The 23,045-nt window shown below is 56.6% G+C and carries 18 protein-coding genes; 11 read left to right on the plus strand and 7 right to left on the minus strand.

Features of this window, described 5'->3' with window-relative positions:
* Positions 1-21: 21 nt before the first annotated feature.
* The 4 genes from VJ369_RS03970 to VJ369_RS03985 are packed head-to-tail and all read right to left on the minus strand — an operon-like array spanning position 22 to position 4,883.
* The gene (locus VJ369_RS03970) at positions 22-753 is read right to left on the minus strand and encodes an ATP-binding cassette domain-containing protein (protein WP_324090829.1); all 732 of its coding nucleotides are present in this window, start codon (positions 751-753) and stop codon (positions 22-24) included.
* Complete coding sequence (locus tag VJ369_RS03975) at positions 750-2,315, minus strand: ABC transporter permease subunit (protein WP_324090830.1); 1,566 nt, start codon at positions 2,313-2,315, stop codon at positions 750-752. The genes VJ369_RS03970 and VJ369_RS03975 overlap by 4 nt, the downstream gene beginning before the upstream one ends.
* Positions 2,308-3,315 carry an ABC transporter permease gene (locus VJ369_RS03980; RefSeq protein ID WP_324090831.1) on the minus strand — a complete coding sequence of 336 codons (1,008 nt, stop codon included), beginning with the start codon at positions 3,313-3,315 and terminating at the stop codon, positions 2,308-2,310. The genes VJ369_RS03975 and VJ369_RS03980 overlap by 8 nt, the downstream gene beginning before the upstream one ends.
* The gene (locus VJ369_RS03985) at positions 3,312-4,883 is read right to left on the minus strand and encodes an ABC transporter substrate-binding protein (protein ID WP_324090832.1); all 1,572 of its coding nucleotides are present in this window, start codon (positions 4,881-4,883) and stop codon (positions 3,312-3,314) included. Before VJ369_RS03985 ends, VJ369_RS03980 begins: the two co-directional genes overlap by 4 nt.
* 156 nt (positions 4,884-5,039) lie before the next feature.
* Between VJ369_RS03985 and VJ369_RS03990 the strand changes: the two genes are divergently transcribed.
* Positions 5,040-5,414: a metalloregulator ArsR/SmtB family transcription factor gene (locus tag VJ369_RS03990; RefSeq protein WP_324090833.1), complete on the plus strand. Its 375-nt coding sequence runs from the start codon at positions 5,040-5,042 to the stop codon at positions 5,412-5,414.
* A 32-nt stretch (positions 5,415-5,446) separates the two neighbouring features.
* On the opposite strand, the gene VJ369_RS03995 is transcribed toward VJ369_RS03990, so the two are convergent.
* On the minus strand, positions 5,447-6,112 hold the full coding sequence (locus VJ369_RS03995) for a GntR family transcriptional regulator (RefSeq protein WP_324090834.1): 666 nt from the start codon (positions 6,110-6,112) through the stop codon (positions 5,447-5,449).
* 126 nt (positions 6,113-6,238) lie between these two features.
* Between VJ369_RS03995 and VJ369_RS04000 the strand changes: the two genes are divergently transcribed.
* The 5 genes from VJ369_RS04000 to VJ369_RS04020 all read left to right on the plus strand — a co-directional run bounded on the left by VJ369_RS04000 (position 6,239) and on the right by VJ369_RS04020 (position 14,680).
* The gene (locus VJ369_RS04000) at positions 6,239-9,073 is read left to right on the plus strand and encodes an FAD-binding and (Fe-S)-binding domain-containing protein (protein WP_324090835.1); all 2,835 of its coding nucleotides are present in this window, start codon (positions 6,239-6,241) and stop codon (positions 9,071-9,073) included.
* 490 nt (positions 9,074-9,563) lie between these two features.
* Positions 9,564-10,604 (plus strand): ECF transporter S component, encoded by a 1,041-nt coding sequence (locus tag VJ369_RS04005; RefSeq protein ID WP_324090836.1) that lies wholly within the window; start codon positions 9,564-9,566, stop codon positions 10,602-10,604.
* Positions 10,605-10,774: 170 nt separating this feature from the next.
* On the plus strand, positions 10,775-12,427 hold the full coding sequence (locus VJ369_RS04010) for a thiamine pyrophosphate-binding protein (protein ID WP_324090837.1): 1,653 nt from the start codon (positions 10,775-10,777) through the stop codon (positions 12,425-12,427).
* 41 nt (positions 12,428-12,468) lie between these two features.
* The gene (locus tag VJ369_RS04015; RefSeq protein ID WP_324090838.1) at positions 12,469-13,554 is read left to right on the plus strand and encodes a hypothetical protein; all 1,086 of its coding nucleotides are present in this window, start codon (positions 12,469-12,471) and stop codon (positions 13,552-13,554) included.
* Positions 13,555-13,900: 346 nt separating this feature from the next.
* Positions 13,901-14,680, plus strand: coding sequence for a hypothetical protein (locus VJ369_RS04020; protein WP_324090839.1), 780 nt, complete (start codon positions 13,901-13,903; stop codon positions 14,678-14,680).
* Positions 14,681-14,742: 62 nt separating this feature from the next.
* Here the strand turns inward: VJ369_RS04020 and VJ369_RS04025 are convergent, their stop codons facing one another.
* Positions 14,743-15,954 (minus strand): MFS transporter, encoded by a 1,212-nt coding sequence (locus VJ369_RS04025; RefSeq protein ID WP_324090840.1) that lies wholly within the window; start codon positions 15,952-15,954, stop codon positions 14,743-14,745.
* Between the two features lie 32 nt (positions 15,955-15,986).
* Positions 15,987-16,598: a TetR/AcrR family transcriptional regulator gene (locus VJ369_RS04030; protein ID WP_324090841.1), complete on the minus strand. Its 612-nt coding sequence runs from the start codon at positions 16,596-16,598 to the stop codon at positions 15,987-15,989.
* 535 nt (positions 16,599-17,133) lie between these two features.
* On the opposite strand from VJ369_RS04030, the gene benA reads away from it, so the two are divergent.
* The 5 genes from benA (at position 17,134) to VJ369_RS04055 (ending at position 23,030) form a co-directional block, all read left to right on the plus strand.
* On the plus strand, positions 17,134-18,492 hold the full coding sequence (gene benA / locus VJ369_RS04035; protein ID WP_324090842.1) for a benzoate 1,2-dioxygenase large subunit: 1,359 nt from the start codon (positions 17,134-17,136) through the stop codon (positions 18,490-18,492).
* Positions 18,493-18,511: 19 nt separating this feature from the next.
* Positions 18,512-19,042, plus strand: coding sequence for a benzoate 1,2-dioxygenase small subunit (gene benB, locus VJ369_RS04040; protein WP_096256501.1), 531 nt, complete (start codon positions 18,512-18,514; stop codon positions 19,040-19,042).
* A gap of 110 nt (positions 19,043-19,152) precedes the next feature.
* The gene (gene benC, locus VJ369_RS04045; RefSeq protein WP_324090843.1) at positions 19,153-20,700 is read left to right on the plus strand and encodes a benzoate 1,2-dioxygenase electron transfer component BenC; all 1,548 of its coding nucleotides are present in this window, start codon (positions 19,153-19,155) and stop codon (positions 20,698-20,700) included.
* Positions 20,697-21,536: a 1,6-dihydroxycyclohexa-2,4-diene-1-carboxylate dehydrogenase gene (locus tag VJ369_RS04050; protein ID WP_324090844.1), complete on the plus strand. Its 840-nt coding sequence runs from the start codon at positions 20,697-20,699 to the stop codon at positions 21,534-21,536. The genes benC and VJ369_RS04050 overlap by 4 nt, the downstream gene beginning before the upstream one ends.
* 132 nt (positions 21,537-21,668) lie before the next feature.
* Complete coding sequence (locus VJ369_RS04055) at positions 21,669-23,030, plus strand: aromatic acid/H+ symport family MFS transporter (RefSeq protein ID WP_324090845.1); 1,362 nt, start codon at positions 21,669-21,671, stop codon at positions 23,028-23,030.
* Positions 23,031-23,045 lie beyond the last annotated feature (15 nt).

Genomic DNA, 23,045 nt, shown 5'->3' on the forward strand with positions numbered 1-23,045 from the left:
TTGTGGAGTGCCGCAGACTATTCAGAGTGTTTGCGCGGTCATTGGACCTGTTTCGGATGAATCGCAACGAGGTAGTGCAGGTGATCTGAATGATTCTGGGAAGTCCAATACCCGTGAAGAAATCGTTTGAAGGCTGGCACTGTCATGTGAAGCGATCAGCACCGCCGCGCCGGCATCCGCATGCGCGGCAAGCAGCGTCAAGATGATGTGGGTGGTATCCGCGTCGAGTTGTGCGGTGGGTTCGTCGCAGATCAGCACGCGGGGATTAAGGCTTAGCGCCCGAGCCAGCAGGATACGTTGAAGTTGCCCGTCGGACACTTCGGATGCACGACGATGCAATAAGGCATGATCCAAGCCAACCATTGAGCACAACTGGCTAAGTTGGGTGCGATAGCGCTCCGGGCGAATCCGAACGGCTCGTTCGGCGAAGGCGAAGGGGGATGCCAGTACGGTTCCTAAAAGCTGACGGGGGTCCGTTGCTGCACGTGGAGATTGCGGCACGATTCCAATATTGATGCGGGTGGCTAGGCGCACTGCCCGAGTAGCATCCACTGGCTGCCCCGATATTAGTACTTGCCCCTCTGCTGGCGCCTTGAGCAAGGCAGCAATGTTCAACAGGGTACTTTTGCCGGAACCTGAGTCTCCACGCAGACCAACAATCTCTGAAGGCTCCAGACGTAGATTTACTGCCTGAAGAACCTGGTGCGAGCTTTCGGGATATTGATAAGAAACATTACGCAGTTCTAAGCTCATAGGGATTGTTCCTTCGGCGTAGCAAGCACTTGGTGCGCGCCTGCTAGAAAATGTCCAGCATGGATCATGCTTACCTCGTCAGCCACCAGGGCTGCTAGATCCCGGTCATGGGTGACCATCACGATGGTGTGCCCGCTGGCTGCCAGCTTCTGCAATACCGCGGCAAGATGCTGCTGACTGCTCGGGTCTAATGCCGAGCTCGGCTCATCTAAGAGGATTATTCGTGCCTCGCCGATCAGGGCTAATCCAAGTAATACTCGTTGTGCCTGGCCACCAGAGAGCTCATGGGGATAACGCGAAAGAAGTTCGGGTGAAAGCCCTACCCGCTGTAGAGCCTCACGCATCGCCTCGGGGGAGGCATCGCTTCGGTGGCGCCGCAATTCGCGGCGTACGGTGGACGCGACAGTACGTACCGGGTTCAGTGCAGTGCCGGCCGAACCTGGGACGAAAACTAGCTCACCTCCGTGCTTAGCAGGCGGGGTCTGCAACGGAGTTTGTTTTCCTTGTCGCAGTAGCTGACCGGTCACCAGCATCTCCGGCGGTAACAGGCCTGCCATGGCGCGGAGCAACATGGTTTTTCCTGCACCGGACGGCCCTAAAATCACGTTAATTTTTCCCGATATAGCCCGGTAATTCACCTCGTGCAGAATCTCGGTTCGTACCCCACTGGGAGTATCGGTCCAAAGCCGTAAGTTCCGCACTTCAATCGCACCAGACGTTAATTCTGTGTCCACAGCTGGCGCCTGACGGCTTAGAGCCACAGGCTGTCTGCTGTTTGCCCGCGTGGAAGGTTCCTTGGCCAGTGCGGATAACGCTGCACTGAGCACGACCAGTAATCCTGCTGGGATCACCAGCAGCCACCAAGCGCCGGAGAGCACCCCGCCGCGGGCGTCTTCCAAGATGAGTCCCAGAGATGCGGTCTGCGGGGGCAACCCTACGCCGAGGAACGATAGCGCGGATTCATGCCAAATGGCGTGGGGCAACTGTAAAACTAAAGCGATTCCCGCCTGCGGCGCCACGGCCGGAATCAGATGGTTGACCCAAATCGCGGTTGGTCTGGCCCCGGCAGCACGGGAAAGCGCCACATACTGTGATTCCCGTTCGCTGATGAGTCGTGCGCGAACAATGCGGGCCACCTGGGTCCAGTGGGTCAATGCAATTGACGCAACGATAGCCCACCATTGACCGGGCCACATAGACAAGACAACAACGCTGAGCAGTAGATGTGGAACGGCGTTGAGGGCATCAACTAAGCGCATGGCGAGCCGGTCAATAATTCCTCCGGCATAGGCGGCTAACACGCCGACCCCCACCCCGATCAACGTTGAGGCAACCGCAGAGGTCAGTGCGAGCAGCAGCGATAGCCGCAATGCCTGCGCCGAACGTACCCATAGGTCACGGCCCAGCTGGTCGGTACCGAAGAGGTGCCTAAGATTTGGCGAGCTGTACACCTCGGTCAAATTTGTTCCCTGAACCGCCTGCGGGTGAAACAGTGGAATGCAGATCGCATAGAGAACTAAAGCACCAAGAATCAGCAGAGCCGAGATTTGTCTTTTAGACATCGTGCACCCGCGGATCTGCTAGTAAGTACCCGGCATCGGCCAAGGCGTTGCCAGCAAAAACCATTAAACAGGAGCACGCGGTCGCCGCGGCGAGCAACGCAAAATCTGCCGCCACTGCCGCATCGATGACGGCTGATGCGATGCCAGGCCAAGCAAAAACACTCTCCACCAGCAACGCTCCGGTCACCAACTCGCCTAGCCTGCTGCCCACCACGGTTAAGAAAGGCAGGACCGCGACGGGTAAAACCTCGTGGCGCAAGATCTGTGCTTCGCTGGCCCCTCGTCCGCGGGCGGCGAGGACGGCGTCAGATTCTAAAACCTCCAACATAGAACTGCGCAGGTTCAGCAGCAGCCAGGGTAAGAGACTAACCGCCAGCACCGTCGCGGGGAGAACTAAATGCAGTGCCACGGTGCCAGTGGTCGGTGTCTGCCCGGCGAAGGAAACTCCTCCCGCGGGCAAGCCTAAACCTAAGGCAAAGATGACGATTGCAAGCAGGGCCAGCACAAAAGGAGGCAGTGCTTGGGCTACTTGTGCAAAGAACACTACTGCTCTGTCGAGAAAACCGCCCCGGTATCGGGCGGCCAGACAGGCCAGTACCAGTGAAAGGATGACCGCAAGCGACAGGCCGGTCAAAGTTAACAACGCAGTGTAGGGCAGTTTTTCGGCTAGGGTTTCGCGCACCGGCTGCACGTAAAGCCGAGACAATCCCCAGTCCCCATGCAGCACGTCGGTTACCCAACGCCACCAAGTGAGATACCAAGGCTCATCTAGCCCCAGTTGTTCTCCTAAGGCCTCACGCTGCGCGGCAGTAGTCCGCTCGTATCGCGAGCCGAGATAGCTGACCAAGGGGTTGAATGGGGCTATCGAAGCCAGCCAGAAAACTGTAGCTGTGATGCCCGCGGTGACGGGCAACGCCAGCAGCATACGGCGTATTAGAATGAGCCCAGCCGCACGGACCCGCAGCCTTTGATCAACAGCCTTAGTTGCTATCTGCATCATTGCTTCTGTGTCCACTCGTGAATTTTTGCCCAAGGTCCCCAGGTGGTTCCGTGATCATGGGGTTCTAGGAGCAACCCGGAGGTATTCCAGTTTTCTTCGACGTCGCTGCGCTGAACGTAGGTGTGGTCAAGGAATGCAAGCAAGAGCATAGATGGCTGTGCCACGTAGAGTTGCTGGACTTTGCGGTAGGCCGCGGATCGTGTCTGCGGATCTAAGCTGGTGCGTCCCAGATGCAGCTGTTCATCCATTTCCGGGTTGGAATACCGACTGGGATTGTCGTAGTAGGCCCCGGCCTCAGGGTAAGAAGAATGAAGCATCTTATACAGCTGGGTATCAACGTCATAAGGGTCATCGCCACCGCCGAGCATAATGGCGTCTTTGGTGCTGCGCGGTTCGGCCTCGTCAAAGGTCGCGGCCTGCACTTCGACGGCGATGCCAAGTTCCGCCAACTGCGCGGCGACTGCCAGCGACAGGTCCCGTCGAAGGGTATCTCCCGGGTTGTACAACACGGTGAATGTCGCCGCGCTGCCGTCTTTGGAGCGCACCTCGTCGCCGTTGCGCACCCAGCCTGCCTCGTCGAGTAATGCTGAAGCGCGTTGCACGTCGTGGGTGAAGATGGCATCTGGTGCGTAGTTTTCGCCGTATTCGGGGGAGACAAAAGTGTAGGCCGGCCGGCCGCTGCCGTCGAGTACCGCGTCGATGAGCTGCTGGCGATCAATCGCCAGATTTAATGCAAGACGTACCTTTGTATCGCTGGTTAATGGGTTCTGCGCCGGCAGGGAGATTCCACGCCAATCGGCCGAGACTGCGCTGAACACCTCAAATCCTTCGCGGCCAGAAAAGCTGTGGGCAAGGCGCGGAGGAAGAATCGTCCCGGTGAATCCGCTGGTGGCTAGGCGTTGGCTTCGGGCATTATCATCCGGTGCCGCCTCATAGATAACGGGTGAGGCTTGAGGCTGGCCGGAACGGTACTGCGGATTTGCGGTGAGAGCTAGCCGGGCGGAAGAGAAATCTTCCACGAGGTAAGGGCCGGTGCCTATGGGGGTCCGGCTAAGCGTAGATTCGGCTACGGGTTGGGTCGGATCCACGAGTTCGGAGGGCGCGATGCCGATCAGCAGTGAGGTTTTGAAGGATACTTGTGCCTCCTTGAGCCGAAAGCGCACGGTGTTCTCAGTGGGCGCGGAGACCGAGGCGAGATTTTCCAGGCTGCCGGCCAGCGGGGAAGCCGTGCGGGGATCTAGCACTGCGCGGTAGCTGGCCACTACATCCTGGGCATCAAGGTTCGTGCCGTCACTGAATTTGATGTCTTCTCGAAGCTGGATCTCCCAGCTGCGTGAATCTTCTGAAATTTTCGGTTCCTTGGCCGCTAACAGCGGGACGAGCTTAGGTAGTTGGCCTTCTTTGCCCTCGAGGGTGAACAAGGATTCGTTGATTTTCCCAAGCCCGTAGCTGTCGAATCCGGCCAACGGGTTCAACGTCTCGGGCAGGGAAGCGGTGAGTAAAGAAATGGGCTGTTCGGATGCATGCTGACCACCCGCGGGTTGGCATCCTGCGGTAAGCAAAAGCAACGGAAGCGCCGCAAAAGCAATAACGCGGCTGCGAGGTGAAGGGGTACGCAGAGGGAATCCTTAGCTACTCTAGATGGGGGTATGTTCACAGGATACATGTGTCTAGCTGAACAGATGTAGTAGCGAAACTCTGAACCATGGAGAGGGGATTCCGGTATGGAAAATAAGCGCAATCAGATCGCCGTGGATGCGGTTAATGAGGCACAGCTGCGCATCGCTCAGTGGGCAGAAGTTTTTTCGCTCTGTGCCGATCCCACTCGAATCAAAATACTCTTCGCCATTCATGCAGCCCCGGATTCTTCGGTGAACGAACTAGCCCAAGCGGCCGAGTTGAGCCCCAATACAGTGACTCAGGCATTGGCAACACTGCAGCGCGCACAGGTCGTTGAGTCTAAGCCAGACGGCCGTTTTCGGCGTTGGCGCTTAGTGCATGCGGGCGTGCACCAGCTACTGCATCAAATGCAGGCACCGCATTCCGAGCTTCATCCCGAACACCCAGTGAGCGAACCCGGACGAACTGCGCTGGACTGAAACCAACGCGCTCGCCGACCGGGCTTATAAGGCTATTTTGGGTTGCTTTGAATGAGATCCAGGTGCGCTTCGAGCTTCTTGCTTGCGCGGTTCAGATGCTCGGCTAAAGTACTGGCCGCGCCTTGCTCGTCACGAGATTCGATCAGGGTCAGAAGCCGTTGATGCTCTGCAGCGATGTCTTCGGTACTAAGTAGAGTTGCGTCTTGTACATGCGTCATGCACAAGCGGATCTCGTCACTGAGCTGTGCGTAGATTGCGCTAGTTCGAGCCGATTTGAGGGCGTTGACTAGCGCCGAGTGGAACCTGACGTCAGGTTCCACAATGTCGATTGGCGAAGCGTTGGTCAGGGCGGTGATTTCCGCGTTGGCTTCAAGCGCGGCCTGCGGGACATGGCCGGTGCTTGCCAATAAACGCACGGCTTCGGCTTCGATGATTGCGCGCGTCTGGTAGATGTCTCGGGCGTCGGTTGAATCCAGAACGGTGACGCGTGCGCTCTGATGCGCGTTTCGGGACAGCAGTCCACTGGCGACCAGATTTTCTAATGCTGCCTTCGTGGTGGGGCGCGCGACGCCATAGTGTGCGGCCACGTCCACCTCGCCCAAAGAGGTCCCGGGCGTCAGCTCACCGTTAAAAATTCTGCTTCGCAAATCATTGATTATCGCCTGTACTACCGAGACGACACCGAGTCTTGCGGACATGATTCCCCTTTAAGCAACTTGCTGACCCATTGAGTATCCCACGAAAGGTACTAACAAAGCATGTGTACTTGTTAGACAATATTAATTTTAGGTAGGCTGGGCCTACCTACCGCACAGGAGCGCATCATGGCATTGAGCACGCCGGCACTCGGAGAAACTAAGGTTTCACGAAGCATCCTTGATCTGGTCGCAGAGCCCGACCGCGTCAAAACCACGTCCATCGACAGGGTGGCCTACGCCTCGGACGCCTCGCATTACCTCTACACCCCTGAAGCTGTAGTGATCGCCAAAGATGCACAGGAAGTCTCGCAGTTGCTCTCAGCCAGCATGCGTGCAGGGCAGCCGGTTACCTTGCGTTCGGGTGGAACCTCCTTGGCCGGTCAAGCCAGCGGTGACGGGCTGATGCTCGATGTGCGGAGAAACTTCCGCGGCATCACCGTGCTGGAGCAGGGAAAGCGTGTGCGTGTGCAGCCTGGTGCCACGGTGCGTCAGGTCAACGCGAGGCTCTCGGTCTACGGTTACAAACTAGGCCCTGACCCTGCCAGTGAAGCGGCGTGCACCATTGGCGGAGTGATCGCAAATAACTCCTCGGGTATGGCATGCGGCACCGAATTTAACACTTACCGCACGTTGGATTCGATGACCTTTGTGCTGCCGAGCGGGACCATGATTGATACCGCGGCCCCTGATGCAGATGCGAAACTCGCCGCCGCCGAACCGCAGCTGGTGCAGACGCTGACCCGCCTGCGCGATCGAGTACGCGGAAATAAGAATTCGGTAGCTCTCATTGAGAAGCATTTCGCGCTGAAGAACACCATGGGCTATGGCATTAATTCATTCCTCGATCACGATTCGCCGACTCAGTTGCTAGCCCATTTGATCATTGGTTCCGAAGGTACCTTGGCCTTTGTCGCCGAAGCGGTCTTTAGAACGGTCCCCATCCGTAAGCTCGCCATTGCAGCCTTGGCGGTATTTGATTCCTTAGATCAGGCCACCCGGGCACTCCCTGACCTGCTGGATTCTGGGGCGGCAACGCTGGAACTCATGGATTCCACCTCACTTCGCGTAGGCCAAAATTTACCCGGAGTTCCTGCGGCAATCATGGGGTTTGAAGTCACAGAGCAAGCGGCACTGCTCATTGAGTACCATGCAGACCATGACGAAGAACTTGCCGGACTGCAAAGTGCCGGTCAGCGTCTGATAGATTCTGCCGCCCTGCGTGCGCCGGCAATCCTGTCGCAGGACGCAAAAAACCGCCAAGCAGCGTGGAAATTCCGCAAGGGGCTCTACGCTTCGGTGGCCGGGGCGCGTGTCTCAGGCACAACCGCACTACTCGAAGACGTAGCAGTACCCGTCGATACGCTGGCCGAAACCTGTGGCACCCTACAAGAGCTCTTTGACGAGTATGAGTATCAGGACTCGGTAATCTTTGGCCACGCCAAGGACGGAAATATCCACTTCATGTTGACTGACCGCTTTGAAGGTGACACCGCGCTGAACCGGTACAACGCATTCAACGACAAGATGGTTGAGCTGGTACTTTCCAAGGGCGGAAACCTCAAGGCTGAACACGGCACGGGCCGTGCGATGGCACCATTTGTGCGCCGCCAATACGGCGACGAACTCTACGAGGTAATGGTCCAACTAAAGACCGCCTGTGATCCACGAATGATGCTCAATCCGGGCGTTATTATCGATGAAGATCATGCCGCGCACATCCGCAACATCAAGCTCAACGAGACCATTGAAGTTGAGGCGGACCGCTGCGTTGAATGTGGTTACTGCGAGCCGGTATGCCCATCCAAAGATCTGACGCTTACCCCTCGCCAACGTATCGCCGTGCGTAGGGCTATTGCGAAGGCGGAGGCCGAGGGGAATAAAGAACTCGTCGCGGAGCTTGAGCGCGACTATGAATACTCGGCGGTGGAAACCTGCGCGGTGGACGGTATGTGTGTCACGGCTTGCCCAGTGCAAATCAACACGGGACTGTTGGTTAAACGGTTACGCCGCGAAGATGCCAAACCAGCCATGGCTGCCGGGTCCAAGGCGGCTGCCAAGGGCTGGGGTGCGGCAACCCGAGTTGGCTCGGTGGCACTGAGCGTGGCAGATAAATTCCCTGCCCCGCTGGTTCGCGGAGCTACCGAGCTTGCCCGCAAGGTGGTGGGGGATGACACCATGCCACGTTATGACGCGGACCTTCCTAAGGGTGGTAAGGCACGTAAGCCGCTGACGGGAAACCTAGGCGCACCCGGCGTAGAGCCCATCGCTATCTACCTGCCCGCTTGTGTGAATTCCATGTTTGGGCCTGGCGGCGAGGGGCAAGGCGTAGCTCCAGCTTTTGAACAACTACTGAAGCAGGCAGGCGTCTCCGTGCTGGTTCCGCGAGGGATCGAATCGATGTGCTGTGGCACCCCATGGACCTCTAAAGGATATGAGGATGGCCATGTACTTATGGCGGAACGAGTGCGCGCTCAAGTTCATGCAGTCCAGCCAGGTTTTCGCTTGCCGGTCATTTCTGACGCCACCAGCTGCACCGAAGGCTTCGCTCACACTTTAGAGGAGCATGGCTTTGAAGTTGTGGACCTGTTGGCCTTCACTTCCCGTCACCTGTTGGGCAAACTCCCACCGGTCACGCAGATTGACTCGCTAACTTTGCATCCCACCTGCTCCTCAACTCAAATGGGACTCAATGGGGATCTGCAAAAAATCGCCGAGGCAGTGGCGCAGAAAGTAAACATCCCGATGAATTGGGGATGCTGCGCCTTCGCCGGAGACCGCGGCATGTTGCACCCGGAGCTGACCGAGTCCGCTACTGCTCGCGAAGCCGCGGAGGTACGTGAGATAGACGCCAGCGCTCATGCCTCGTGTAACCGCACCTGCGAATTGGGCATGAGCCGCGCTACCGGCAAGGATTACCGTCATGTAATTGAACTGCTTGCTCGGGCAACGGTAGCGCACTAGCCAAGGCTTGCGCGTTAGCTGAGCCCGCGTATGCTGACAGGCAATTAAATAGTTAGGTACCTTCGAGGAATTTCGAAGGTGCCTAACTATTATCCTTTAGCGCTAAAAGGTACTGATGTTTCCGTGACCAGTCTGCATCTGCCCCCAAGTTTTTGCAGATGCTAACTTTAGCCACCGTGCGAGATCGGGTCTTAAGCGGTACACCACTTACGGCCGGAAACCTCAAGCTACAACAATCTTATCTATGAAATTGTTCTACAACTGAACAAGATCTCATCTCCGTACAACTCCGAACAACAATAATCGAGTATTCAACACCCTTCGGGGCAATAAGTTTGTATATACGAATTCAGGCATGAATTATTTTCCTGCCCTCAGGTAGGTAGCGTGCGATAAATAACTGAAATCGGTGAAATTTAATAAATCTTCCGTCGTAGAATTAATTTAAAGCGCGTAACTTCATCGGGCGCCATAAGAAAAGGAAGCAACGGTGTCGAATTCTGAGGAACAGTCGCGCTCGAAACTGTCGGCTTTTGATCTCATTGCCGAAGATCTGCAGCGTTTGCGACTTGACGCCGGAGACGTTCCCTACGCTGAAATCGTTCGACGGATCGCTAGTCATCGTATTTCCCAAGGCGCTGATCCTGGGGCGTCTCGACCAGCAAGATCAACGGTGTACGATGCCTTTCGAGCCGGGCGTACCCGACTCAACGTGGAACTTATTTCTGAAATTGTCCGTGCTTTAGGGGGCACAGATGAGGACGTTGAAAAATGGCGCGACCGATGTTTACGAGCCAGGGCTGACCGAGTAACTTATGTGGCGGAGTCTGCAACTCATCCGAATTCTCAAAGTCTAGACACGGTTGAAAGGCCGGGTATTACGCAGGTCGAGGACAGCACACAAAGCGAGGAGCCTCGTAGGGGGCGGCGTCCAAGCAGAAGAATGCTGCTGATTGCGAGCAGTATTGCGATCAACTTATTAGGATTCTGGCTTGTCGCAACACTGGGGATTCCGCTGTACCTGGACATGCTGGGCACTGCGATCGTCGCGATGGTTCTAGGGCCTTGGGCGGCGGTTGCCGTGGCTATCGCAACGAACCTCGTGGGGAGTTCGATTACAGATTCTTCTTCGCTGGCATTCATTTTGGTCAATGTCACCGGTGCCTTGATATGGGGATACGGATTCCGGTGGGTGCGCCGTGGAGGAAGTCTGAAACGGTACTATCTGCTGACGTTTTTTGTCGCGCTGTCTTGCAGCATGGTGGCAACAATTATATTGTTCTTTGTTTTTCATGGTGGAACCGGTCATGCCTCAGAATTAACCCGGGCAAATTTGGATTCTTATGGAATGCCGTTGATTGTGACCGTATTCGCGTCGAATCTCCTCTATTCTCTAGCCGATAAAATGCTCACCGCCTTTCTAGCAGTGATGGTCTTGGTACGACTCAGGCATTGGGTGAACGGTCCGGACACCGTTGAGCTGGAAGCCGATATTTCACGTCGGCTTAGAGACGGGGATCTCTCAAGATGATCTCGCGCTAGCGCGATCAAGGATTTGTGCCTTACTCTTATACCTGTCAGGGACCGCCTCAAAAAGGTTCCGGCGCTCTCAAAAGGGGCGATACCCGTTGCTCATAACAACCGGTAACGGCAGACATATATGGAAATTTCTTCAACTCCTTTTTAGGGAAAGAGTCCATTATGTCCAGCGTTTCAGCTGCCATCGCCCATGCCCTTAAGCCCATTGCGCCACAGATTTTTGGTCTCATGGGCAACGGCAACGCACACTTCCTCGACGCCGCAGTTCGTGCCGGCTTTGACTACACCGCGGTACGCCACGAATCCGCAACGGTTTCCGCGGCAGACGCCTACTTCCGGATCTCTAATCGTCTAGCGATTGCTTCAACCACCTACGGGGCGGGCTACAGCAACGCCGTCACTGCACTAGCGGAAGCCGCCGCAGCACGCACCCCGTTGTTGCTTGTTACCGGAGATGCGCCAACCACGGGGCTGCGCGCGTGGGATATTGATCAGGCGGCCATCGACGCCGGAGTGAGAGCAGTTCGCTACGTGGTGGATCGCCATACTCCGGGTGCCACCGCACTAAAAGCAGCTGCTCACGCACTGCGCGAGCAGATACCTGTGGTTCTCGCCATCCCGTATGACCTCGCAGCGGTATCAAGCCTTGAAGGGGAATTGCCAGACTTTGCATCTTTGCGCAGCACCCCGCCAGCACCAGAACTGAACGCCTCGCAGATGAGCGCCATCACAGAAATTTTGGCTGGAGCCCAACGCCCGCACATTCTTTATGGTCGCGGAGCCATCGAGGCTGCCGCCGAGATCGCTGAACTTGCCAAGCGCCTGGGCGCTACGACCTCCGGAACCCTGCTAGCCCGAGATCTGCTGGACTACCCCTATGATCTGGGTATTACCGGAGGTTTCTCCACGGAACGAAAAGCGCAAATCATTGAGCAATCCGATGTGGTGCTGGTGCTTGGTGCGGGACTGAATCAATTCACCATGCGCTTTGGCGAGCTAATGAATGCGCAGGCGACGGTGGTGCAAATTGATCTAGCGGCCACCGCAACAAATCCCCGCGTGGATTACTTCGCCACGGGCGACATCAAGGCAGCAATCCGTGGCTTGCTTGATTCCTACGACACCCCGAAATCTGCATGGGCTTCCTCGGTAGACCTGAGCTCGGTGCGCGAACGCCCGCTAGGTGATGAGCTTGCCGCCGACGGTCTACTTGATCCACGACGTGTAGCTAGTGAGCTGGAGAAAATTCTTCCGCAAAACCGGGTGCTGGTTCAAGATGGGGGACACTTCATTGGTTGGGGACCAATGTACTGGTCAACTACGGGCGCCAGGTCATTGACCTGTGTTGGCACCGCTTATCAGTCAATTGGTCTAGGCATTGCTTCGATGGTGGGAGCAGGAGTCGCGGCCGAGGGACGTACCGTAGTGCTGGCCGCCGGAGACGGCGGTTTCCTGATGGGGCTGGCAGACCTGGAATCGATAGTTCGCACTATTAGCAGTGGCGTCATCGTCATCTACAACGATTCCGCCTATGGCGCAGAAGTTCACCAGTATGGCTCGATTGGTCTGCACGAGGACCCAATGCTCATTCCAACCGTCGATTTTGCGGCACTTGCCAGCGCGGTAGGAGCCACCGGTATCCGGGTGCAATCCGTGGCTGATTTTGCAAAGGTTCAGCAGTGGGTACGGGACGGTTCGAAGGGTATTTGTCTGGTGGATGCGCGCATCTCACCGAACGTTCGGGCGCCTTATATGGAAGAAGTACTGGAGGCCAACGCTAAAGCCGCCGCGGCACAGTCATCACAATCCGATTAAGATGCTGGAAAAGTAGTACTGATCCGGCGTAGGGTGGCAGAGTGCGCAAAGTTTTAGCAGGAACGGCAAGCCTAGGTTTGGGAGCGCTTTTAATGCTTCCCGCCGCTGGCGCAATTGCCGCCCCCTGGGAAGCCCAAGATCCGCACCCTGCGCCGAGTCAAGAAACCTCAGAAACGTCGCTGCGCATCGCGACCATCGATACGCAGATTTCCCGCGAAGCTGACGGGCAACTAGCCACCGACCTTTTGCAAGGCAATGACAGGCAAGCGTCGCTAGCGGCAGATAACATCACCGCCTCCAACGCGGATGTTGTGGTCTTGACCGGTATGGACGCAAATGAGCAGGCCGTCGAAGTATTCCAAGATCGCTATCTCAATAATCCCGATGATGCGCGTGTGGATGTCGAGTACGACTACATGTACTTAGGTGTGGGGTCCAAGGGTAAACCCAGCGGAGCAGACCTGAATGGGGATCGAATTGTTGGTGGCCCCGAGGATGCTTGGGGGCAAGCTGACTTTGAGGGTCAAGGATCCGTCGTAGTGCTCTCCAAGTATCAGATCACCCCTGATCAGATCACCAGTGTCTCGGAATTCAAATGGGACCAAATGCCGCAGAGCCGTCTTGATGACTCTGGTCTCAGCGGCGCGCTGGCAACATCAATTCCTGTAATGAGCAGCGGGCTCTGGGATATTCCCATTGAGTATCGCGGCAAACAGGTACATCTGATCGCGGTGCAAACCGATGACAGCTTTGGTGGATACTCATTCTCCGAATCACGAGAGCTGGATCAACTGCGTGTGGTTGATGATTACCTCAATGGTGAAAAGTACCTGCGCGACGATCAGTCCAAGAAAATCGATGGTGTCGGGAATGCTCCGTATATTGTTGCAGGAGCACTAGGCCAGCAGCCGTCCACATTGACTGCACGTGATGGTTTACTGAAACAGATAAACCGTCCCGATGCCATCAGTGATTCGGGAAATTACCTCGTTCCAAGCTCGGCTTGGCAAGTACTTGGGCAGGGGCATATTGGCGACCAGGAGCCGGCGCAAGCTCAATCCGTGGACGGCCCACCACAGCTCAATAATCCAAACCCTGCACTGATTTGGACTGACGTTCAGTTCTAGGCTTCGTCCACTTACAGGCGTCTAGGATGATTGTTGAGGAACAACGCGCCCTCCGTGACTTGGAAGCCTCTCGAATAGGTAAGTTTTGATCCTGTTCGCGTAGGGCGATCAGGTTATTATCAAACGTTCCAAATCGAGCAAGACCAATGGACGTTCACGCATTCCAGCCTTATCTAGTGCCTGATTGTAGCGTTTGGCCTGTGCGTTCTTCATAAACCAACTCTTGCACCGTGGTCCGGACGATTCAAGGGGATAATCTGCAGGATTAGAGATTCAATAACTTTGCGGTGAAAATCCGGCATTTTCTCGGGAACTATCAGGTTCGAGCCATTAGTCTGGTTACATCATGAGCAAAGATCCCATTTCGATGACATTTATTGATTCGAGCGGCAAACCGCGCTCGGCCGTTCAAGACGCCATCATGAGGGGCGTTGGTGTGCAAAGACCATTAGTGCTGGCATATCTCAAACGTTTGCGCGCTAAACATCCGCAGGCCTCGGCCGCGGAGCTGGCAAAGATCGTTGAGCGCGATTATTTGGTCGTAGTTACAGGTTCAGGTGCTGCCGTCGGCGGTACTGCTGCCGTTCCAGCCGTTGGCACCGCGGTGGCGCTTGGGCTTTCCTTGGCTGCCACTATTGGCTTCTTAGAAGCTTCAGCGCTCTATGCGCAGTCTTTGGCGGAGCTGCACGGTATCGCAATTGATGACCCCGACAGGTCTCGCTTGCTGGTCATGGGCGTGCTGATGGGTGAAGAAGGCAGCTCGATGATCTCGGCATTGACAAGTCAAGCGGCGGGACGAGGCTCCGGACCGGTACAGGGTTGGGCGCGCTCTTTTGGATCTCATAAACCCACTAGCCTGATGGCGACGGCGCAGAAGAGTCTGCAGAAAAAATTCATCCGCAAGATGGTCGGTACCCAAGGTGCCAGTATGCTTGGACGCCTCGTTCCTTTTGGAATTGGCGCGGTAATCGGCGGAGCGGGCAACCGTTTTCTTGCTAAGAAGGTTATTGAAAACGCAGCGGTGGCCTTCGAAGGAATCGATACCGTCTCAACGGGGCAGCTGGAGTTGGATGACCCAGATATTCTCGATACCGAGATCGTGGAGAAGAAGCGAAAGCGCAAGTAGTTTTAATACTGAAAAACAAGCGTAAATGTTTCACATGAAACGTTTACGCTTGTTTTTCGTTATTAGCGCTTTGGAGTGAGACGCTTCTGTCTCGAAGTCCCTGCAATTAACGCCAAGGCAATCAGCGACAACAGCACGACAAAACCGGCATAACCGTAAGTGACATTCTTCAATCCGAAGCTCGGGATCAGCAGTCCGGCGATGAGCGTTGGTAGCCCGAATGCTAGGTAGCTAACCAGGTATACCGAGGAAAGCGTGCCGCCGCGTTGAAGCGCTGGAACTCGGTCCACGATGGTTCGTAAACCACCCTGGAAGGCGCCGCCCAAGCCAATGCCGCCAATGATGCTTGCGATGAAATATACAGCGATACTTTCCGTATAAACCGCGAGGACGAGGCCGGCCGAGCCTACGATCAATGCCGCACAGCCAAGGATCATGACCTTCAGTGCATTGAACCGGAAGGTGAGCACGCCGAGTATTGAACTGGTACCGGTGACCGCCAAAATGGCTAGAGCCCCAAGTGTGGGCGACTGAATATTCAGCAAGGTTTTGCTGATGTTCGCGCCGAGCCCCAAGTTCATCCCGACCAAGGCCCAGCTGGCAAGCAGCGCACCCACGGCAACGAAGAATTCGCGGCGTACTTCTTTAGGGATCAGCACGGAGGGGACTAATGAACGAAGTACGCCTGGACGGCGCGGGTGACGTTCCTTGAGTAGGCATGCAGGGATGAGGGCAAGGATCAGAAGAGAGGCCACCACTAGGTAAGGAATCTGAAATGGGTGTGGTGCGAATTGGACAAGAATTCCACTAAGCAACGCGCCGAATCCGATAGCCGCCGGTGGTACCGCGCCGTTGAGCATTGCGACGGTGCCGTGGCGTGATGCGGGGGAATAATCCAAGAGCGCGGCACCTAAGGTGCCAAACCCGAGGCCCGAGGCGATACCCTGCAGAACTCGGGCAACCAAGAGGGCGTTGAGCGAATCGGCGAACGCCATGACCAGCATGGATGCGGCGGCGATCAGCAATGCGCAAAAAGCTACGGGGCGCCGGCCAATATGATCCGACAGCGCCCCGCAGGTCAGCAAGGTGACCAGCAGGCCGAGGATATATACGGCGAAAACGCTACTGACTTCTAGTGGTGACAACCCCCATTGCTCGGAGTAGAGCGGAAAGAGCGGCGAGGGAGTGCCTGAGTGTGCCGCGATGAGGCAAAGGCCAATTAGTGCGGTGGTGAAGCCGAATTTATCGGCGACGAAGTTATTGGCGTGTGCCACGGGATCTCGTTCTGTGTTGATTTGATGGGGGACTATGAGGCGAATGCCGGGGGTGGTTCAGCCAGGAGGCCGCGGACGGACCAACGTACCGTTTCTTCGATGTCTGCGACAGCTACATTGTCGGCATCGCGCATCAGTCTAAAGACCGCGGCTCCATAAACCACGTCGATGGCCATCTCTATATTCAGCTCCGGCGCCAGCTGACCCGAGGCTAGGGCGCGAGCGAAGAGTGGTTTGAGGGCTTCTCGCCGGGGCGCCATATAGAACTGATCGATGTACGCTGCGCTTTGTGGTTCCAAGGAACAAGCGGCTAAAAGCTGGAAGAATACTCGGCCGCTGCGCACGCTGTGAAAAGTGAGTGATGCGACCGTGCAATTGACGAGATTTGTCAGTGGGTCACCAGCTGTGGGGAATTGCAGTGCCGCGCTGGTGACATGTCCGAAAGCTTCGGCAACTATCGCATTTTTGGTGGGCCAATGCTTATATAACGTCGCCGAGCTGACTCCCGAATATTCAGAAATGCGTTCAACTGAAATTCCCTGGAATCCGACCTCGCGTAGTAGCTCAGCCGTAGCCTTCAGGACTTTTTGATGGGTTGCCACACTGCGGGGGCGGGTGCTGACCGGCCAAATTTCCTGATTCACGGTAATCCTCAAAACTAAAGTGTCACTTTAGTTTAGCAATAACCATCCGAGAGCCGTGCCCGATAGTGGACGTCAGGGCCCTCTGGTCAAGGAAACCACTGTTCGCAGATGCCGTCCAAAATATGGAGCCAGGTAGGCGGCCCGGAGTGCTGGGCAGCCTGCTGAATTGTCGGCAGTGAACCGGCGCAGGATCCCGTTCCGGCGGTAATTCCAGCACAAATTTCTCAGCGGAAAGTATCTCGTCCGAGTCAGCGGGGAGCGCGATTTTTGACCATTTATGCGTAGGGCATTAGGGCGTGCCCATCCGTTAATCGGCACTTCGTCCGTCTAGGGTACGCAGGTGCCAAGCAAACAACAAATACTTAAAAAACAGTCTTTGATATGTGCAAACTCCTAGTAGAAATGCCTAGGCCAAGGCTAGGCAGATGCCTAGTGTGATGGCGCGCACAATCTGTCAGGGTTGAATCCATCAATGGCCGCCGAGCAGCGGTTGCGCCCTGTCGGGCCCCATATGAAGGATGGAGCAAACCACATCATGACTGAGACTCTAAACGCCGTATCCGAGGTGCTCGACAACGCGCTTGTTGACAGCCCCGAAACCGGCGAATACCGCACCAACCGAAACATTTTCACCGACGAAGAAGTTTTCGAGCTGGAAATGAAGCACATCTGGGAGGGCAACTGGGTTTACCTGGCCCACGAATCGCAGATCCCCAACATCGGTGACTATTTCACCACCAACATCGGCCGTCAGCCGATCATCATCTCGCGCAACAAGCAGGATGAGCTCAACGCCATCATCAACGCTTGCAGCCACCGCGGCGCGATGCTCTGCCGTCGCAAGACCGATAACCGCACCACCTTCACCTGCCCATTCCACGGATGGACCTTCAACAACTCCGGCAAGCTGCTCAAGGTTAAGGATTCCCGCGGAGCCGGCTACCCGGAGCAATTCAAGCAAGACGGTTCGCACGACCTGACCAAGGTTGCCCGCTTCGAGAACTACCGTGGCTTCCTCTTCGGCTCGCTGAACCCCGACGTTCCATCGCTGGAAGAGCACCTGGGCGAAGCGGCAAAGATCATCGACATGATCGTTGACCAGTCTGAAGAAGGTCTGGAAGTCCTGCGCGGCTCCTCGACCTACACCTATGACGGTAACTGGAAGCTGCAGGCCGAGAACGGTGCCGATGGCTACCACGTTTCGGCAACGCACTGGAACTACGCGGCCACTCAGGCCCGTCGCGCATCCGGCGAGTCGACCAATGACACCAAGACCATGGATGCCGGCGGCTGGGACAAGCAGGAAGGCGGCTTCTACTCCTTCGATAACGGCCACCTGCTGCTCTGGACCGAATGGCTGGACGCCGCAAACCGTCCCTTGGCCGAACAGCGCGACGCGCTGGTTGCCAAGTATGGCGAAGCCAAGGCTGACTGGATGATCGGTGTCTCGCGCAACCTGTGCCTGTACCCGAACGTTTACCTGATGGACCAGTTCTCCTCGCAGATCCGCGTATTCCGCCCGGTCGCTGTGGACAAGACCGAGGTCACCATCTACTGCATCGCACCTAAGGGCGAGTCAGACGCTGCCCGCGCCAACCGCATCCGCCAGTATGAGGACTTCTTCAACGCCTCAGGTATGGCTACCCCGGATGACCTCGAGGAATTCCGCTCCTGCCAGAAGACCTACATGGCTACGGCAGCGAAGTGGAATGACATGAGCCGCGGTGCGGCACACCAGATCACCGGCGCCGACGAACGCGCCAAGGCCATTGGCCTGGAACCAATCGCTTCCGGTGCACGCACCGAAGACGAGGGGCTGTACCCAATCCAGCACGGCTACTGGCTTTCGGCCATGCGCAATGCGCTGGCAGCCGAACGCGAAGCACAGAACTAAGGCCGAAGGGAAAATTCACATGAGCACCATTGCATTAACCGAGGCAGCGACGTCCAACGGCACCATCACTACCGCCGATGTCGCACAGTTCCTCTACCAGGAAGCCCGCTTCCTCGACGACCGTGACTTCGATCGCTGGATCGATTGCTACCACCCGGAAGCTACCTTCTGGATGCCGGCATGGGCCGACGATGACAAGCTCACCGAGGATCCGCAGCGCGAGATCTCGTTGATCTACTACGCAAACCGCGGCGGTCTGGAAGACCGTGTCTTCCGTATCAAGACCGACCGTTCCTCGGCCACCTCGTTGCCTGAACCACGCACCGGACACAATATCAACAACATTGAGATCGTTTCAGTTGATGGGGACAAGGTTGAGGTGCGCTTCAACTGGTTCACCCTGTATTACCGCTACCAGAACGTGGACACCTACTTCGGTACCTCGTTCTACACGATTGATTACTCGGGTACTCAGCCTGTGATCACCGCGAAGAAGGTAGTGCTGAAGAACGACTACATCCACCACGTAGTGGATATCTACCACATCTAATTCGGCCGGGAACATCTGGTCAGCCCGTGCTGCGCCGAGCTTAAGCTCGGCGCAGCACGGCCAAGAACTTCCTGCTGCGCTGTCAGCATCATTTTGAAAAGAGCCCCATTATGACTTATCAGGTCGCCCTAGCCTTCGAGGACGGGATCACCCGCTTCATCAAAGTTGGCCCCCGCGAAACCGTCGCCGATGCCTCCTACAAGGCAAGGATCAACATCCCGCTGGACTGCCGTGACGGAGCCTGCGGCACCTGCAAGTCGTTCTGTGAATCGGGCAAGTTTGACGGCGGCGATTACATCGAAGAGGCGCTGACAGATGACGAAGCCGAGGCCGGCTTCTGCCTTCCCTGCCAGATGGTTCCGGAGTCGGACCTGGTCCTGCAGATCCCAACCACCTCGGATGTGGCAAAAACCGCGGCCAGTGTCTACGAGTCAACGCTTTCCGAGATCCGCCGTATTTCCGAAACCACCTACGCCTTCAGCCTCGAAGTGGACAACCGCGAAGAGCTGAACTTCCTGCCCGGCCAGTACGTGAACATCGAAGTTCCTGGCTCTGGAGGACAGACCCGCTCCTACTCCTTCAGCTCGGGCCCAGAGGTGACCACGGTGTCCTTCCTGATCCGCATCACCGATGGTGGACTGATGTCCACCTACATGCGTGACGTGGCACAGGTTGGGGACCGGCTGAACTTCACCGGCCCCATGGGCAGTTTCTTCTTGCGCGAACCAAAGCGCCAGTCGCTGCTTCTTGCCGGCGGCACCGGGCTGGCCCCACTGCTGTCCATCTTGGAAAAGCTTGTTGGCATGGACAACGCACACCCGGTTCACCTGATCTATGGCGTGAACACCGATACCGACCTGGTTGAGTTGGACGTGCTTGAAAACTACACCGCGCGTATCGAAGGCTTTAGCTTTGACACCGTGGTGGGCGACCCAAATAGTGCTGCGGCAAAGAAGGGTTACGTCACCAACCACTTCGAACCACAGCATCTGGCCGAGGGCGACGTGGATATCTACCTCTGCGGACCACCCCCGATGGTGGAAGGAGTCCGTCGCCACCTCGAGGGCGAAGGCATCAAGCCACAGAACTTCTACTTCGAGAAGTTCGCCCTGGCGGTAGTGCCAGATGCCGCGCCGGCTACCGAGGTTGCAGCCCCTGTGGAGCAAGCCGAGGCAGTAGTGGCGCAGGCAGTCACCGAATACGAGATCGGCGAGGAACACGCAACCTTCCAGGCCCAGTTTGATGCCCGGATGGCGCTGGAACTGGCGATTGTGGAACTGACCATGGGTCGGTTGACCGAGCAGCAGCTCGGAGAATTTAAGATCCTGGCAGAAATTGCAGGAAAGACGCTCGACGGCGAGAAGTTCGTCAATGCCGACGAATTTACCATCACCAACGACGCATTCCACGAGTTCTTGTTCACCTGCGTGGGCAACGAACACCTGCTGCAGGCTTACACCCGCCTCGAAGTACCGGCAATTATGGCCAAGGTCTTGCGCCAGGAACATTGGATCGATGGTGCGGTAGACGCAGACCACCTGGCCATCGTGGCAGCTTTTGAACAACAGGACATCACCGCGGCACGTACCGCGATCATCGCGCACAACGAGCATGCCAAGGCCACCATGGCTGCCGCATCCAAGGAATTAAACAAGTGAGCGGGGTCGACACCACGAGCAACGTGACCGAAGCTGCGGGCTTGCCCGAGTCATTCCATGCCGGGCGTTTTGCCGGCAAGGTAGTGATGGTCACCGGTGCCGCACAGGGGATCGGCTGGTCAGTCGCTCGGCGCATCGCCGCCGAGGGCGGAGATCTGGTGCTGGTAGACCGAGCCCCCTTGATCCATGACGTGGCAGAAGGATTGCGAGCCCACTCGGCGCATGCGTTGAGTGTTACCGCGGATCTGGAAACCTACGAGGGCGCCCTGGCAGCGGTTACCGCCGCCATGGATGAATTCGGCCGGATTGATGTGCTGATCAATAACGTGGGCGGAACCATTTGGGCTAAACCCTATGAGCATTACACGCCACAGGAGATCCAAAAGGAGATTCAGCGTTCGCTGTTCCCCACCCTGTGGATGTGCCGTGCAGCCTTCGAGGTGATGGTTGCCGCCGGTGGCGGCACCATTGTCAACGTTTCCTCGGTGGCCACTCGTGGCATGAACCGGGTGCCCTACGCAGCAGCGAAGGGTGGAGTGAAGGCAATTACCTCGGCATTGGCCATGGAAGGTGCACCGCACGGAATTCGTGTGGTGGCTACCGCACCAGGTGGTACCGAAGCACCAGAACGTCAGGTCAAGCGCGGCCCCGCCCCACAGGGCGAACAGGAGCAGGCCTGGTACCAGGCAATTGTTGACCAGACCGTGGACTCAACGTTGCTCAAACGGTATGGAACCCTGGACGAGCAGTCCGCTCCGATCGTGTTCCTAGCCTCCGATGAAGCCTCTTATATTACCGGCGCAACCCTCGCGGTGGCCGGCGGAGACCTCGGATAGTTCGACTGATTATCGAAGGAAACGGCCCGTTACGACGGGCCGTTTCGTTAATCATCTTGATCCCGGTGCCGTAGCTGTACCCGCCGGGCACGTATTTTCTGGGGCACAACGAGGTGCTCCCAGATACCGCAAATGAACGGAAATCACGTGATGACCAGCCCTACAATAAATAGTTCCAAGCAAGTGAATACGGTCCGTTGGGTGGTCACTATCGCCGCCATTGCACTGATCTTTGACGGTTATGACCTAGTAGTTTTTGGGACCATCGTTTCCACACTGCTCGCAGATCCCACCCAGCTAGGACAGCTTGATGCGGCTGCCGCAGGACTTCTGGGAAGTTACGCTTTACTCGGTGTGATGGTTGGTGCGCTGACTACAGGCGCCGTCGGTGATTATCTAGGCCGCCGCAAGGTGATGCTCACCGGTATTATCTGGTTCTCCATTGGCATGGCGCTCACCGCTCTTGCTCCAGACTCATTCTGGTTCGGGATCTTACGCTTCCTCACGGGCATGGGAGTGGGAGCATTGGTTGCCACCGCTGGTGCCATCGTGGCTGAATTTGCACCGAAAAACCGTCGTAACTACTACAACGCCATCGTTTATTCCGGCGTGCCCATGGGTGGTGTGCTCGCCTCGCTCCTGGCGATGGTGCTCACCGACCTCATCGGCTGGCGTGGATTATTCATGATCGGTGCTTTGCCATTGCTCTTCCTCCTGCCAATGGCATGGTTCAAACTTCCGGAATCCCCACAATGGCTGTTGTCACGTGGTCGGGTAGCCGAAGCACAAGAAATGTCGGCGCGCACCGGGATTGTTCTGGAACTGCCAATTGATGCTAAAACCGAGAACGTGAAAGCAGAAGCAGTGGGCTTCGCGGCCCTGGCTACCAAACGCTACGCCTTGCCAACAGCACTGCTGGGCATGATGAGCTTCGCAGGATTATTGCTTACTTATGGCTTGAACACCTGGATGCCGGAAATCATGTTGCAAGCGGGCTACGGCAAATCCCACTCACTGTCATTCCTCCTGGTACTCAACCTTGCCGCGGTGTTTGGCGGACTGCTTGCCTCGGTCGCAGCAGACCGTACCGGCCCCAAACAGGTCATCGCGGTGACCTTCTTCCTAGCTGCCCTTGCAATGGTGCTGATGACACTGAAGTTGCCACTGCTGCTGCTCTTGGCACTAGTGGCGGTAGCTGGTGTGGGAACTATCGGAACCCAGGTGCTGATTTATGGATTTGTCTCAAATTATTACCATAGTGCCGCTCGCGGAGCAGGCGTTGCCTGGTGCGCTGGATTCGGCCGCCTCGGCGGTATTTTCGGCCCGCTGGCCGGTGGACTGCTACTGAGCGCGGGAGCGACCCCAGGAACTGCATTCTACGTTTTTGCTGGTGTTGCTATCGTTGGAACATTGGTCACCACCTTTGTACCCATGTCTCGATCCAATGCGCTGCAGCCGGCGCGTGAGCTCTTGGTGACCAGCACAGAAAAGTAGTTGCACATCGATTCG

Source organism: Glutamicibacter sp., from assembly GCF_035257265.1.
Classification (GTDB): domain Bacteria; phylum Actinomycetota; class Actinomycetes; order Actinomycetales; family Micrococcaceae; genus Glutamicibacter.

Bases quoted from the DNA above. Each gene is read 5' to 3' on its own strand.
- VJ369_RS03970 (WP_324090829.1), bottom strand. From the start codon at position 753: ATGAGCTTAGAACTGCGTAATGTTTCTTATCAATATCCCGAAAGCTCG.
- VJ369_RS03975 (WP_324090830.1), bottom strand. From the start codon at position 2,315: ATGTCTAAAAGACAAATCTCGGCTCTGCTGATTCTTGGTGCTTTAGTT.
- VJ369_RS03980 (WP_324090831.1), bottom strand. From the start codon at position 3,315: ATGATGCAGATAGCAACTAAGGCTGTTGATCAAAGGCTGCGGGTCCGT.
- VJ369_RS03990 (WP_324090833.1), top strand. From the start codon at position 5,040: ATGGAAAATAAGCGCAATCAGATCGCCGTGGATGCGGTTAATGAGGCA.
- VJ369_RS03995 (WP_324090834.1), bottom strand. From the start codon at position 6,112: ATGTCCGCAAGACTCGGTGTCGTCTCGGTAGTACAGGCGATAATCAAT.
- VJ369_RS04000 (WP_324090835.1), top strand. From the start codon at position 6,239: ATGGCATTGAGCACGCCGGCACTCGGAGAAACTAAGGTTTCACGAAGC.
- VJ369_RS04010 (WP_324090837.1), top strand. From the start codon at position 10,775: ATGTCCAGCGTTTCAGCTGCCATCGCCCATGCCCTTAAGCCCATTGCG.
- VJ369_RS04020 (WP_324090839.1), top strand. From the start codon at position 13,901: ATGAGCAAAGATCCCATTTCGATGACATTTATTGATTCGAGCGGCAAA.
- benA (WP_324090842.1), top strand. From the start codon at position 17,134: ATGACTGAGACTCTAAACGCCGTATCCGAGGTGCTCGACAACGCGCTT.
- benB (WP_096256501.1), top strand. From the start codon at position 18,512: ATGAGCACCATTGCATTAACCGAGGCAGCGACGTCCAACGGCACCATC.
- benC (WP_324090843.1), top strand. From the start codon at position 19,153: ATGACTTATCAGGTCGCCCTAGCCTTCGAGGACGGGATCACCCGCTTC.
- VJ369_RS04055 (WP_324090845.1), top strand. From the start codon at position 21,669: ATGAACGGAAATCACGTGATGACCAGCCCTACAATAAATAGTTCCAAG.